Source organism: Candidatus Nitrospira neomarina (genome assembly GCF_032051675.1).
GTDB classification, from domain to species: Bacteria; Nitrospirota; Nitrospiria; order Nitrospirales; family UBA8639; genus Nitrospira_E; species Nitrospira_E neomarina.
Window position 1 is genome coordinate 2925088 of record NZ_CP116968.1, and the last position, 14131, is coordinate 2939218.

The following is a 14131-nucleotide window of genomic DNA, read 5'->3' on the forward strand; positions in this document are numbered from 1 at the left end:
CTCTCCTCCATTATAAGGCATCTTTTTTAAAGCTTTTGGGGAGCCAATCTTTCCAGAGCCAACCTTATCCAATCCAGCCAACATTTGCCGCATTTCAAAAGGGATGAGAGGACTCAATTTGTTGCCTGCCTATGGGAAGAGCTGGTGGATACGCCAGGCGAAATGATGCAGACCACAAATTCTTAAAATCTCACATCAAGCGTTCCAATGCCCTGCCATCGCAACCAAATGCCTACAACGACCAAAATCAGCATCACACTCATAACCGCATAGTCTTGGAGACCCAATTTTCCCGTGGAGTAAAAATGCCGTGTCGCTAAGGGATGGAACCCTTTGGATTCTAAAGACATGGCCAGAAGATTTGTTTGACGAAGGGCATGCCCAATCAATGGGATCACGAGAGGCACATACTTACGAATGCGTTGCAGAATTCCGCCCGTCGACACATCTAATCCGCGTGAGCGCTGCGCTTGAACCACGCCCGCCCCTGCTCCCAACAACATTCCCACCCACCGGAATGCGAGGGAAAAGACAAACCCTGCCCGTGAAGGAAGTCCTAATTGCTGAGAGGCCTGCGCGAGTTCTTCAACCGACATCGTCGAAAGTAGCCAAATCCCAGCCCAGAGCATAATTAACAATCGCAAGCCCATGCCTAAGCCAACCATGATGCCTTCCCAGGTCACTCCAAGCCCATGCAAGAGGGGCACAGGTGTCACACCTTCGACAAAGAAAGGCCAGAGTGCCACGCTATAAACAAAAAGGAGAACCGTCAGCATCCACATTTTCCTCACATTGGCCCACGCGCCAGACAAGGCTAACCCGCTCATTACGAATCCAAAGAGTACCAGCAAGTAGAACGGATCCGAAAAACAGAGGGCTAGCCCAAACACCCCAAGCACCGTTAGAACTTTGGTGCGTCCATCTAACCAGTGCATCCACGAATTCCGGGAAAGATACAAGGAAACAATCATCAGTATTTACCAATTCCTACGAATCTCACGCACCCCAAACACGCTCTCCATTATCTGAAAAATATCGGCCACAAGTTTTATGGAAAACCTGGTCGGCAGGAAGCCTTCAGTTCTTCCACCGTTAGCAAGGTCTGTCCCCATCGTTGACTAAAGCGAGAAATGGCCGGAATCTCTAATGATGCTGATTGGATCAAGCCCGGATCAGCAAAAACTTCACGGGGGGTCCCATCAGCAAGAATTCTCCCGCTGTGAATTAACAAACAGCGCCGGGCATAGGCGGCAACAAGCCCCATCGAATGTGTGATCATCACAATCGTATGCCCCTGTTGGTTCAATCGACGAATCATGGCCATCATCCGGTCAGTTTCATCAGCATCAAGCCCTGTCGTCGGCTCATCAACAATCAACACAGCCGGTCTGGTAGCCAACACGGATGCGACCGCAATCCGCTGTCGCTCTCCTTTTCTTAGGGAAAACGGATCTAAGTTTCGACTTCCCTCAAAGGGCAAACCCACAGCAGCCAGCGATTCTTGCACCCGATCGACAATCTCATCCTGAGAGCAACCCATATTCTTCGCGCTGAAGGCAACTTCTTCCCAGACGGTATCCGCGAAAATTTGATGATCAGGATTCTGAAAGACTAATCCGACGCGCCTCGCCAATTCATTCATCGATGTGGTGCGGGTATCCATACCGTCCACAACGATGGTGCCGTGGGTCGGCATCAAGAGGCCATTGAGTAATCGTGCAAGCGTACTTTTCCCGGATCCATTCTGACCCAGCAAAGCCAGAAAATCTCCTGGACGGATGGTAAATGACACCTCATCCAGGACCGTCTGCTCTTCATACCGGAAAGAAACATTGTCAACCTGAATCAAGGGCAAAGCCATGGTTGATTTTCTCTCCGGCAGGTAACCCAAACGAAGCGAGTCATCCAGGACCGCCGCCGGAGGAGACAGACGAAGATTCAATACCTCAGCCTGGGTCCAGGCTTCCTCGACCGAAATTGGCAAGTGTTCCACGCCCCATTCTTCAAAACATTCTGTTAGGGCGAAGGGTCGAAGACCATAATTTCGCATCAACCGAGGCTGTCGCAACAAGACTTCAGGTTTTCCCTCCCAGACGATTTGCTCCTGATCTAAAACCAGAACCCGATCCGCTAGCAAAAGATAGCACTCATCATGCTCCGTCATAAGCACAGTAATCCCGTCTTGTCGAAGATTATGTAAAACCTTACGCAATTGTGCTCGTCCTGCCGGATCGTAATCTGAACCGGGTTCATCTAAGACCAATAGCGCCGGTTCCTGCACGAGCACAGAAGCCATCACCAGCCGCTGCCTCTGGCCACCGGACATTCTCATGGGATCACGGTGGGCACAATCGCCCAATCCGATTTGACTGAGGGCATGAACGATCCGCCGTCGGACCTCGTCCGAAGAAAGCAGGGGATCACGGTATTCCAATGGATGCAGCAGTTCCCCCTCAACAGTCGTCGCTACAAGTTGCGTATCAAAATCTTGAAACACCAAGCCGACTCGTCCGGCCTGTTTCCACACGGGATCATCCACGGTTCTACATCCCTTCACCCGGAATGTTCCGGAGAAAACCCCAGGGATCATATGAGGAATAAGACCATTACAGGCATAGCATATTGTGGATTTGCCACTTCCACTCCTGCCTAACAGAACGACGAGTTCCCCAGCAGCCAGGGAAAAGGAAACATTCCGGAGAACCGGCGCTGAACCCGAGGCATATTGGAAGGAAAGTCCACGACAGTCCACCATAGCGTCGTCGAGATGATCATTGGCCTTCTCGCCCTCCCTCGATTTATATGACCGCAGAGTTTGGGAAGGATGAATAGGGGAAGAATCTAATTCTCGAATATCTTCATATCGTAATCGCCACCGTTGCACCCTCGGATAGAGAAAACTCAATAATGGAGGACCGAGGAACAAGCCCATTACCACATTATTAAAAAAGATCGCTGGAGCGAGAATAACGAAGGGTAACAATCCCAACCACTCCACTCCCCACGCAATCATTCCGGCACAAGCAGCTGACGCAATCACACACACCACGCCATATTCCATCATCTGTCGCCAGGATTTCCCCAAAGGGGGCTGCCCAGAGGAAACCCACCCCAAATGCCCCCACAATACGTACGGAAGATACCCAAAAATAAAGTTGCCTAATAATCCAAAAAAACTTGCAGGCCCCAGGGTGCCGAAACAATCTCCGATGACATTGCCAATACCTGCACCCCAGGCCGCAGCGGGACCAAACAACAGCGATGCGACAATAGGAATAGCATTCGCCGGGCGTAATTCCACAAAACCAGGAACAATCGGAATGCCGACTTTAAAGGGAATAAGAATCGCCGCATAAATTGCGGCAATCTGAGCCGTTAGAACAATCTGCCTGGTATCCCGCCAGACAGCCAGCAAGTCAGCCCACCATCGTCGTGAATCGCGAGCATTTTGAGGAATAGACATGAATATATGAAAGGCCCTAGGACGGAAGGTATCCAGATGACTGATGAATCATGAATATTTTGATTGTCGTTCCAAATATGGCTTCCGAAGCGACATGTAAAAAGAACAAGAATGAGGCAACGCCTCAATCATCTAGACAGAAGGAGAAGTAGACGGGGACTTTGAGGTTGCCCAATGAGCTACGCCCTTACACGGCGAAGCGCTCGAGCGTGTAGACATGAAGCCGCTCAGCAAAGACAAGGAACGCCATTGACGTCATTTTTCTTCGTTCCCGTTCATGAATACCATACGATGATCAGCCTCCGCATAGAGCGGACCTTCAGCTAAGGCATTCAGCAACAAATCCCTCAGCGGGATTTGATGATCCGTTCGGGGTGTGACATGTGTCAACATGTCATAGCCATCCCCGCCGTCAGCCACAAATGCGTCCGTCGCCACGGTATAGGTTTTGGAAATATCCAACGGCACACCTCCAACCATAATACTGCTCACACGAGACCCGACAGGAGCCTTTCCTTGATACCTGACCTGGAGACCGGAAATCTGGAAGAACCGCCCAGAATGATTCGGCCATTGGCTCACACTATGCTCTAAAACCTCACGAAGCCTCGCTCCCGTCACCTGTAGGGTCACAAGAGCGGAATCAAAGGGCAGTACTGACAGCACATCGCCAAGTGTGACCGGACCCGGTTCCAGACTTCGGCGAATCTGTCCGGCATTAATCAAAGCGATATCCGTGCCCAACGTGTTTCGCATACGATCGGCCAACAAATTGCCTAGATTGGCTTCTTGGGTCCTGATAACCGGTCGATCGCCCTGGAGCCGCACCGCCGCCGCCCCCAACACCTGGGTGGCATGCCGGGCAAACCGCTGTCGATATTCATGTAAAAGTTGTTCAACCTTTGGCTCTACTGGAACCGCCACCGTCACTGGAATATTATAGGAACGCGCCTGGACCACCGATCCGCCTGAAATCGTCAGATCTAATCGCCCGATTGTTCGTCCCTGACGATGCGTCTTCACATACACCGATTGGGGTCGGGTCATGGTTTCAACGGGCTCCATCAACCCGGGAGCATACAATCCGTCAAACCCTTCGGTATGTCCACCGATGAGCACATCCACCCCCTCAACGGTTTCCAGAATTTTTAAGTCTTCTTCACTATCCTGATGCGTGAGGGCAATGATCAGATCAACATTGCCTTCCATTCGTAACCGCAGGGCCTCCGCTTGAAGAGAGACAATCGGATCCACCAACGATAATTCCTTTGCCACCTCCCGGTTAAAGGTACCAGGAAAATTACTTTTTCCGACAATACCTAAGACCCCGACGACCACATTCCCCAGGCGGGTGACAAACGAGCGCCGGCAAGGCAGGAGGGATCGCTCAGACTGAAGATTCGTGCATAAAATTGGGAAATCGGCCAATTCGACCAATGTGCGAAGATGGTCTATTCCATAATCAAAATCATGATTTCCAGCCACCATCGCGTCATAGCGGATCAGATTCATGGCCCGAATATCCGGTTCACCGCGAAACCAGGAAGACAAAGCCGTTCCAATAAGGATATCCCCGGAATCCACCAACAAAACCGGCCCGCCTTCTCGCCGAACTTCTTCGACAATTGTGCCTCGCCTGGCCAACCCCCCAATTTTCATCTCTCCGGCTTGATCAAGCGGAAGCGCAACCCCATGATGTTCACTCGAATGTAAAATCACCAACCTGTCAGTCGCGTGGGCTGAATTCACCCAGAGAATCAAGATAAGGAGGAAATGCCCCCAATACCCTGCGCTTTGTAGTATCTGTCGCATAGAAGGGTTCAATTCAAAACGCAACACGGTAGCTCCGCGTCATACATTAAGATTGCACACAACGAAACCCGATATGCGCATAGGGGTAACTTTGTCGAAACCAATTTCGAAATGACCGGCGCAAGAGCCGGCTCGGGGTATGAGGACCACCACCTTTCACGACATAATGATCCTGGTCAAAAAATCTGGCCGAATAGCCAGGGTAAGTGGGTAGGGGTGAAAAACCTTGAAAGGGGTGAAAAAGAGTCGATGTCCATTCCCAGCCGTTCCCCACCATCTGAGCCACTCCAAAACCATTGCGTTCATAAGACTGGCTGGTAACCGGAACGGAATCCCACGATTGAGAATCAACATTTACCTGTAGAACCATTGACGCCTCATCACCCCAGGAGAAAGGCCGTTCATTACCAGCCGGAGTGCCAAAGGCTGCGCGATGAAATTGCGCCTCGGTCGGGAGGGTCATCCCGACCCAATTTGCATACGCTTGCGCCTGTCGATGCGTCACATACACTGGCCAAGATTTCGGTAAAGGGATCTCTTGAAACATGGTTCGCATATACCAGTCATCCCCTCGTTTGACCCAAAAAGCCGAAGGCTCCCCACCATCCTGCACAAATCGCAAATATTGTTGGTTCGTCACTTTATACCGGCTGATTAAAAACCCAGGAACAGCCACTTCATGTTGGGCGAATTCATTGTCCCAGCCAAACCCCTCGTCCGGTTTCATCCCCAAGGTCGCTATCCCTTCCGGGACTTCTATCATCTCATCCTTGGCCGTTTCATCTGAGATTGAAAAAGATGAGACGGGAGAAATATCGGATGGGGGGTTCTTGTGCTTCGGATCCAAATGGTGCAGTAAATAGGCGTTGGTCTCAGCATGCATCAGACGATGTTCAACCACCATATGAACAATCCATTCTGGAACAGAGGTCAACAGGCGATCCACTTCTTCACGAGCACGCGCATTGTATCGATACACCTCATTGATGGTTGGCCAATCGGAGGGTTGGTCAACGGGAAAGCTTCCAAGAGAAGGATCAATACCGGCTTCAAATAATTGATCAAATGATTCATGAAATGATGGCATGCCCAAGGTCCACCGACCAATCTGATTCCAGTCAAAGGCCTCAAGATGTCCCAAATAAAAAATTAAGCGATTTCGCTCAGGAATGGGACGCTCATACATGGCCTCGGCACGCATAAACGAAAATAATTTATCAGTGCGTGACCTGGCCGAATCCAATTCTCTCTGCAATTGTGGCGATTGCGACATTGCGCCTCCTCAACCGAGATACAGCTAATAATGTCCCAGCAAATTAATTGACCCACCAAACTAACTATACCAAGTCGTCTCCCCCTATAAAAGTTCAATGAACGAGAATCAAAATTCCAACCAAAAGGGGGAAAAACCCTGTCACTAATAGAATAGCAGGCAATTTTATATCAAAGTGTATGATGATGGTTTCACCATCTAATGGCTGTTCTGTGCAAGGGAAAAGGCACCCCATAGGCATTAGGATAGATTTTAAACAATAACCTTTCTTTTTCCCAAGACTTCTTCAATGATGCACGCAGCCAAAAAAAAAGCAGAGGGTGACGACTGTCACCCCCTGCTCTTCGGGTTCCCCTCTGGGCTACCTGCTTACAGCCAGTTCACCCGCTCCGCCGGGCGGATGTAAATCGGCTCTTCCACTTGCTGCCGTACCGCTTCCTTGCCCGATTTGTTGAACCCCAACACCGTGTCGTTGTACATCTCAAACTTCCGCCCATGGATTTGGGTTTCAAACACTTTCGGCCCCGGAATCACGTCATACCGGAAGATGATCTGTTGGCTCGCCCGCCACAACTGCAGCACCGCCAACAACTCCCGGCTCGGCACCAGATACTTCTCAATCGCATTATCCACCCCCGGCCCGAACATCTGCCGGATGTAGCCTCGCGGCGCCTGCCGCGGGGGGATATAAAACCCGTTGGGTTCCGTGCCCCATTGCGGATACAACGGCAACGCCACTTGTTCCACCCGGATGGTATAGTACAACGGATTCCAGCGATCTTCCGCCCAGAGCCCGTCATCGCCCACCTTCACCAACCCTTGCAGCCGGATTTTGCCCACGCACGCCGCCATACACCGCGTCTCCATCGGCTCACCCCCCGTTAAGGGGTCTTTGCCTTCCACCCGCGGATAGCACGCAATACACTTCTCACTCACCCGCGTCGTGCCCCGGTACATCGGCTTTTTAAACGGACATTGCTCCACACACTTCTTGTACCCCCGGCACCGGTTCTGGTCGATCAACACAATCCCGTCTTCCGGCCGCTTGTAGATGGCCTTCCGCGGACACGCCGCCAGGCACCCCGGATACGTACAGTGATTACAGATGCGTTGCAGGTAGAAGAAGTACGTCTCATGCTCCGGCAAGCTGCTGCCTTGCATTTTCCACGGCTCTTCTTTCGTAAACCCCGTCTTATCGACCCCTTCCACGATCGCCCGCATCGAGGTCGCCGTATCTTCATAAATATTCACAAACCGCCATTCCTGGTCGGTCGGGATGTAGCCAATGGCCGCCTGCCCGATCTTGGCGCCCGCGTCAAAGATCGTCATCCCTTCAAACACTCCGTACGGCGCATGATGTTTGCGGCCCACCCGCACGTTCCACACCTGCCCGCCCGGATTGACCTGCTCAATCAACTGCGTGATCTTGACATCGTAGAACTGCGGATAGCCCCCGTACGGCTTCGTCTCCACGTTGTTCCACCACATGTATTCCTGCCCTTTGCTGAACAGCCACGTCGACTTGTCCGCCATCGAGCAGGTTTGACACGCCAAACACCGGTTGATGTTAAAGACAAACGCAAACTGCCATTTCGGATGCCGCTCCTCATAGGGATACAGCATCTTTCGTCCTAACTGCCAGTTATACACTTCAGGCATTGTCGTCCTCCGTTTCGGTGAAAATTTCGGGGCTGACCAGGCACCGCCAGCCAACCCTCAGGTTGGCAACCCCCCGGTATCAACCCAATTTAACTGTCGCATCTTTCTTACAGCCATCGCTTCATTCACGATAGAACCTAACACACTCAGATCTATCGTTTTGAGCAGGACTTCGCAGCGCCCGAGTTGTTTCACGGCCTGCAAGTCCACCAGGCCTTCATACGCCGTAAAAATTACAGTAGGAGTGGATGAAACCTTTCTCACTGCCCGCACGGTTTCCACCCCATTCATCCCACCCATTTTATAGTCCACCAAGATCACATCAGGCTCATCCCTATGATCTCTGATAAATTCCATCAAGGCCTCTCCCGAATCAAAGGCACGTACCGTGCAATGTAACCGAGAAAGTTTTTTCGCGATGTTTACACGAATCACCTCATCATCATCCACCACAAATACATAGGGTTTGCTCACCGACAGGTCCTGGTAATTGGTTGTGATTTACGTCGATCTCAACTGTCATAGCATCCTCCAAAGGACTAATCTCCGTAAGATTCGTCATGTAAGTAGGGAGGCTGGGGGAGGTATTCGCAATGTTTCTTTCTAGACGGCAATCAAGAAAAAAAACCCCCAGCCTCCAACTCACCTACACTTTGATCTTAATATGATCACCCTTCAGCCATTTGATCATGAACTCATTCTCCTGGCCTGGCGTGAACCCGGTCCGGACCGGTTCCCACGGCCCCCGACCACCGATGCCGCCATCCTCCGCTTTCGTGATCCGGATGAGACATTCCTTCGGCGTCGTATTGACCGCATGATGATCAATCGCAAAACCCCATTTGAATTTCCAGGCAACTGGATGTTTACCCGGTAACGAGTCGGTTTGATGCATCGGCATCAGCCAACTACGAGTAAAGGACTGCTGCGCTCCATACCGGAAGTTCGATTGATAGCCGGTATCCAGTGCAATCGCCCGTCCGTCCGGCCGGGTTTCATGCCCCTTTACCGACTTCGCCGTCGACACGAACGGCGCATGCTTGGCCATCGTGACATGGTACGGGAAGGCCGGGTTGTACTTCGCCCGGATCATCAATCGCGCTACCTTGTAATAGGGATCGCTGGGCTTCCAGCCACGATACGGCCGGTCCACCGGGTTCCCATCGACGTAGACATAGTCCCCGTCGTTGATCCCACGATCTTTGGCCGCTGATGGGTTGATATGGATTTGATGTTCACCCACCCCTGGCGTCCGCTTATCCATCCGATAGGCATCACCAAAGTTGGATTCATACATCTGCACCCAGTCATTCACCGACCATTGGCTATGCACCCGATGCCGGGTCTTCGGCGTTACGCAATAGAACTGATACCCCTTCTCCCAGAGCGGATTGGCGTATCGTTTAATTTCCGCCCAGGGCAACTTGATGTTGCGGACGGTTTTGTCGTCATGATGTTGCGCCGTGATCGGCACACCATAGTCATCCGGCCGGATATACGGATTGGATGACATAATCGCATTTGGCAAATAGGGAGTGGCCTCTGGCCCTTCACGATGCACGATGAAGTTTTCCCCATATTCAATGGCTTCCGGCTCCACCCGGTAGGTCTCCAGGCGACCGCTGCGGGTCCACATCGGTTTCGATTCGTTGGTCTCTTCCCAAAATGGATGTCGAGGATAGGTCCGGGTCATCACCATCCAACCCTTTTCCGATTTCAACATCGTGTCCGCGTTATACCCATAGGAACAGTTACCGGCATCCAACAATCGTTGGAGGTACACGTCCACGCGATTGTCATAGACAAATTTGAAGTAATCGCGGAACCGGCCATCACCGGTCATTTCGGTGAGTTTAGCCGCCACGCCCGCCACCGTATCCAAATCGTTCCGCGTGTCATACAACGGCCGGATGCCGCCTTTCCATACTTGGAACCATGGATTCGACACCGTCGCCGTATGCTCTGGATAGGTAAACTCCATCCAGGTATTCACGGCAAACGACACATCGAAATGGTTGACATCCGAGGTCATTTCCACTTCTTGATGCACGAGACATTCATTATGCGGATCCACGTTCTTGACCATGTCATAATGGTGCTTCGAATTATTCAACACATTCACGTTGGCCACCCACCGGAATTTACTCGGTGTCGGCATATGCGTCTTTCCGGTAAACACCCGACGACCATATTTGGGCGTATTCACAATCAACGCCGTATCGCCGTGATTCCAATATCCGACTTCTTCCCCATAGTAGTAACTTCTGGTTTTTATTTCTTTTCCATGAGCATTGGGGTCCGTCGTGATCTTGAATGGATCCTCTCCGGTATGCACAGCAAGACCGGATCCTGACCATGGTGTTGCCGCCCATGTACCCGCCTTGTAATTCCCGGACCAGGTATGGCAACCGCTCCCGAATTTCCCCATATTTCCGGAATAAATGAGCGTCAATGCCGCCGCACGACCGTTTTGCGTCATGTGGAAGTAATGGCACACACCCTCTCCGTTATGAATAGCCGCCGGTTTGACCGTACCCATATCTCGCGCCCACCGAACGATCAGATCCTTCGGCGACCGACAGATTTGATGGACCGTATCCAAATCATAGTCTTGCAGATGGACTTGATACATTTGGAAAATCGGCATCACGTCCACTTCCCGGCCGGTAAGCAACCGAACCCGATGCGTCCCCGTCAACGCCGGATCAATACCACTCTTCTTGAAATGCCAGCCTACCAATTCACGATGAATGGGTACCGCTTGATTTTTATTCAGATCCCAGACCATGATTCCCCCTAACCTGGCGATTTCCGCAGGTTTCAGGGTCTGCACTTTGCCCGAATAGGTACTGGTAAAATCAGGAAACTGGTAATCTTTAATGACATCACGCGGATCTAAATATTGAAGGGTATCGGTACGAACCAGCAGTGGCATATCGGTGTTGGCCCGCACGAAATCCGCATCGAACAAACCCTCATCCACGATCATTTTGCAGGCCCCTAAAAAGAAGGACCCATCTGACTCGGGACGGATGGGAATCCAGTAGTCGGCTCGATATGCCGTCGGATTGTATTCCGGGGTAATGACCGCAATTCGCGCACCCCGTTCAATCGACTCCAGTTTCCAGTGGGCTTCCGGCATCTTGTTTTCGACGAAGTTTTTACCCCAACTGGTGTTGAATTTACAGAACCGCATATCTGCCAAATCGATATCGCAATTTTGAGTCCCATTCCACCAGGGCTGGGAAGGGTCCTGGTCGCCGTGCCAGGTATAGTTATTCCAGTATCGTCCTCCTTGAGCATTTTCAGGCCCGACTTTTCTGACGTAGGAATCCAATAGAGCCCCGCAGCCGCCATTCATCCGGGTAATGCCCATTTTCCCAATGATACCCAAAACAGGCATACCGGCCCGGAATTTAAATGACCGGACTCCAGAGCCTTTCATCATTTCAATCATCTCCGGTGGATAGCCTTGCTCACGCAGTTTGCGCGCCCCATATTCTCCGCTATACCGGTTGGCAATGATGATCATAGCCTTAGCCAAATAGGTAAACGCCGTATCCCAGGACACCCGCAACATGTCGTCCAAATACCGCGCATTAAACTTGTATTTCGTCTGAATAGCAGGAGTGAATTCCGGGCTTCCGTCATCCATCCATTCCTTCCACCCTCGACGCATCAAGGGCCCCTTTAAACGGTATGGACCATACACCCGACGATGCATCGTAAAACCCTTCAAACACATACGGGGGTTGTGCGCGAACGTCCCACGGTTGCCATAGAGATCTTCATATGTTTGATGGTCATAATTTTGCTCAACCCGCATCACGACCCCGTTCCGCACAAACGCACGAATGCGGCAGGCATGGGTATCGTTGGGGGAACAAACCCAGGTAAACGAACTGTCATAGCGATATTGGTCGTGGTAGACCCGCTCCCATGAACGGTCAGGATATTCACCAAGGGGGTTACCCACTTCAATGACTGGCTGCAAGGCGGTTAAGGCCAGAGCCTTATCGGCAAGTGCGACTGCCGCCACAGTCCCGGCAGAAACTTTCAAGAATTGACGTCTAGAAAGAAACATTAAAAGACCTCCTTTTTTTAAAAAACTCATTACGGATAGCCATAATTAATTAAAGATTCCGTAATTGGACTTCAACCCAGACCTGCTTGCACCTCCTTTCTTACCATCCCGATTCAACCGATAATGAACGAACACTGGTCACCAGTGTCACCACATTCCTCCTCACTCCTGAATAGCAATCTTTAGTCCAAAAAATTGTTCTCCCCATATTTTCCTTAACTCCTTGAAAACGAGAGGTTAATTGAATTTACTGCTCGTTATGGAAGACTAATCAGGCCACGAAAAGCATCGCGAAATGTTCGCGAAACATCGAAATCTCAATGGCTGGAATTTCTGCGTATCCTTTTCAGGCGTCCTGTTTTTTTGGCAAAACAGGTAAATTTCATATATCTCAAATTGGAATTCTGGCAACCCGAACGCTCCTAGCAGATCTCACACTCAGCACAAAAGAGGACTTTGGTTTGGTGAATTAAAAAAAAGGTAGGACAAAAGGACGAAGGGATATACGGGATTTAATGACAAGGACATCTTTGGGAAACGAGGGGCTAAAAACAAATGAATCACGCCCGAAGAATAACGTAGAGGTTCTTAGTGAAAGGGGAGAAATCGAATTTATGCCCAGGGGAAAATTGGGTTCAATCGAGACTTAACCAATTGGCAACCAGATTCCGTACTGAAAATCCTATCGAGGATGGATAAGTAAGAACCTGCATCTCCCAAAGAACATGGATCGTTGAGGCAAACATTCACTGAATAAGATATTAACCATTCGGGGATTGGAAGAAGAAATCAGCGCGAATAAATGAATGACTCAGCTCAAAAGATTCTTACCCTCAAAAACAGGGCCATCACGCGAATCTATATGATAACCCCTTCATGGTGTTTGTTATGAGGGATGTTGGAGACGAAGTGAAGGGATGATAACTTCTTCCCCTAATAGCCCCAATCCAAAATGGGGATTTTCTTGAATTTCATGAACACTGCGACGACCCACGGGTGATTGATATTCGAAATTCACAGAAATTAACCCATTCGGTTCAATAGTCACCTCCCGAGTTAAGTATTTCTTCATTCCGGCATGCCAGACCGATAACGTATAGGCTCCTGGTGGAATGTCGGATATCTCAAACCGTCCATCCTCAGTTGTAATCGCATAATAGGGATTGTCAACCACCACCCCCCAGGAAAACATATATGGATGAAACCCGCATTGCATCACAAAGATATTCCGATCCTTCTGCAAATGAATTTTTTCGATCATTGGCTTGCCGGGTAAATGATCATGCCTGTGGATCAAATCTAATACTTTATGAAAAGGATTCATTGGAAGAGGGCGATTAAACAAGACCCTCGCACCACGATCACGAGCAGTCTCGTATCCCTGAATATCATGTTCCACTGGATCCATATTAATGACCGTCAGTTCATCCTGATCCCTCAACACATTGACAAATGGCAGAAAATCACAATCCTTCGCTTCGATTGTCACTTTTGGCAAATCAAAAGCTTTCCCTTTTTCAATACCCTTGAGCATCACAATCGCGTCCTTCAGCGAGCCCTGAGATCCCAGGATGAAATCTTCAACAATACGCCATCCTGTTCCGGTTGAAATTCGCCCACAAAAAACCGGATCAGGTATCGTGACCAAATTAAAGGCCATGGCTTTAGGCATCCCTCCAGCTAAAGTTACTAGTCCACGAATCGTTCCTCCTTGTTTAACCTGACTTTCTTCATAGGCCCAAACCGGGATGGCCCACATTCCCAGGATACCCAACGTCATCCCAATCAACTGTACCACCGTGCTTTTCATGTATTCCTCCGCCAGCAAAAACTCCAAATG

Annotated in this window: 8 protein-coding genes; all 8 read right to left on the bottom strand. The window is 50.3% G+C overall.

Annotation, left to right across the window (positions count from 1 at the left end; translation table 11 throughout):
* Positions 1 to 182: 182 nt before the first annotated feature.
* Positions 183 to 971, bottom strand: a complete 789-nt coding sequence (locus tag PQG83_RS12565) for an energy-coupling factor transporter transmembrane component T family protein (protein WP_312741563.1) — start codon at positions 969 to 971, stop codon at positions 183 to 185.
* Positions 972 to 1048: 77 nt separating this feature from the next.
* Positions 1049 to 3463 carry an energy-coupling factor transporter ATPase gene (locus PQG83_RS12570; protein ID WP_312741566.1) on the bottom strand — a complete coding sequence of 805 codons (2415 nt, stop codon included), beginning with the start codon at positions 3461 to 3463 and terminating at the stop codon, positions 1049 to 1051.
* Between the two features lie 255 nt (positions 3464 to 3718).
* Positions 3719 to 5275: a bifunctional metallophosphatase/5'-nucleotidase gene (locus PQG83_RS12575; RefSeq protein WP_312741569.1), complete on the bottom strand. Its 1557-nt coding sequence runs from the start codon at positions 5273 to 5275 to the stop codon at positions 3719 to 3721.
* A 46-nt stretch (positions 5276 to 5321) separates the two neighbouring features.
* The gene (locus tag PQG83_RS12580) at positions 5322 to 6548 is read right to left on the bottom strand and encodes an SUMF1/EgtB/PvdO family nonheme iron enzyme (protein ID WP_312741571.1); all 1227 of its coding nucleotides are present in this window, start codon (positions 6546 to 6548) and stop codon (positions 5322 to 5324) included.
* A 369-nt stretch (positions 6549 to 6917) separates the two neighbouring features.
* Positions 6918 to 8207 carry a 4Fe-4S dicluster domain-containing protein gene (locus PQG83_RS12585; protein WP_312644303.1) on the bottom strand — a complete coding sequence of 430 codons (1290 nt, stop codon included), beginning with the start codon at positions 8205 to 8207 and terminating at the stop codon, positions 6918 to 6920.
* A 57-nt stretch (positions 8208 to 8264) separates the two neighbouring features.
* On the bottom strand, positions 8265 to 8681 hold the full coding sequence (locus PQG83_RS12590) for a response regulator (RefSeq protein ID WP_312741575.1): 417 nt from the start codon (positions 8679 to 8681) through the stop codon (positions 8265 to 8267).
* Between the two features lie 172 nt (positions 8682 to 8853).
* Positions 8854 to 12291, bottom strand: a complete 3438-nt coding sequence (locus PQG83_RS12595; RefSeq protein ID WP_312741578.1) for a molybdopterin-dependent oxidoreductase — start codon at positions 12289 to 12291, stop codon at positions 8854 to 8856.
* A gap of 886 nt (positions 12292 to 13177) precedes the next feature.
* Positions 13178 to 14101 (bottom strand): carboxypeptidase-like regulatory domain-containing protein, encoded by a 924-nt coding sequence (locus tag PQG83_RS12600; protein WP_312741580.1) that lies wholly within the window; start codon positions 14099 to 14101, stop codon positions 13178 to 13180.
* Positions 14102 to 14131: the final 30 nt, after the last annotated feature.

Bases quoted from the DNA above. Each gene is read 5' to 3' on its own strand.
- PQG83_RS12595 (WP_312741578.1), bottom strand. From the start codon at position 12,291: ATGTTTCTTTCTAGACGTCAATTCTTGAAAGTTTCTGCCGGGACTGTG.
- PQG83_RS12600 (WP_312741580.1), bottom strand. From the start codon at position 14,101: ATGAAAAGCACGGTGGTACAGTTGATTGGGATGACGTTGGGTATCCTG.
- PQG83_RS12575 (WP_312741569.1), bottom strand. From the start codon at position 5,275: ATGCGACAGATACTACAAAGCGCAGGGTATTGGGGGCATTTCCTCCTT.
- PQG83_RS12565 (WP_312741563.1), bottom strand. From the start codon at position 971: ATGATTGTTTCCTTGTATCTTTCCCGGAATTCGTGGATGCACTGGTTA.
- PQG83_RS12585 (WP_312644303.1), bottom strand. From the start codon at position 8,207: ATGCCTGAAGTGTATAACTGGCAGTTAGGACGAAAGATGCTGTATCCC.
- PQG83_RS12580 (WP_312741571.1), bottom strand. From the start codon at position 6,548: ATGTCGCAATCGCCACAATTGCAGAGAGAATTGGATTCGGCCAGGTCA.
- PQG83_RS12570 (WP_312741566.1), bottom strand. From the start codon at position 3,463: ATGTCTATTCCTCAAAATGCTCGCGATTCACGACGATGGTGGGCTGAC.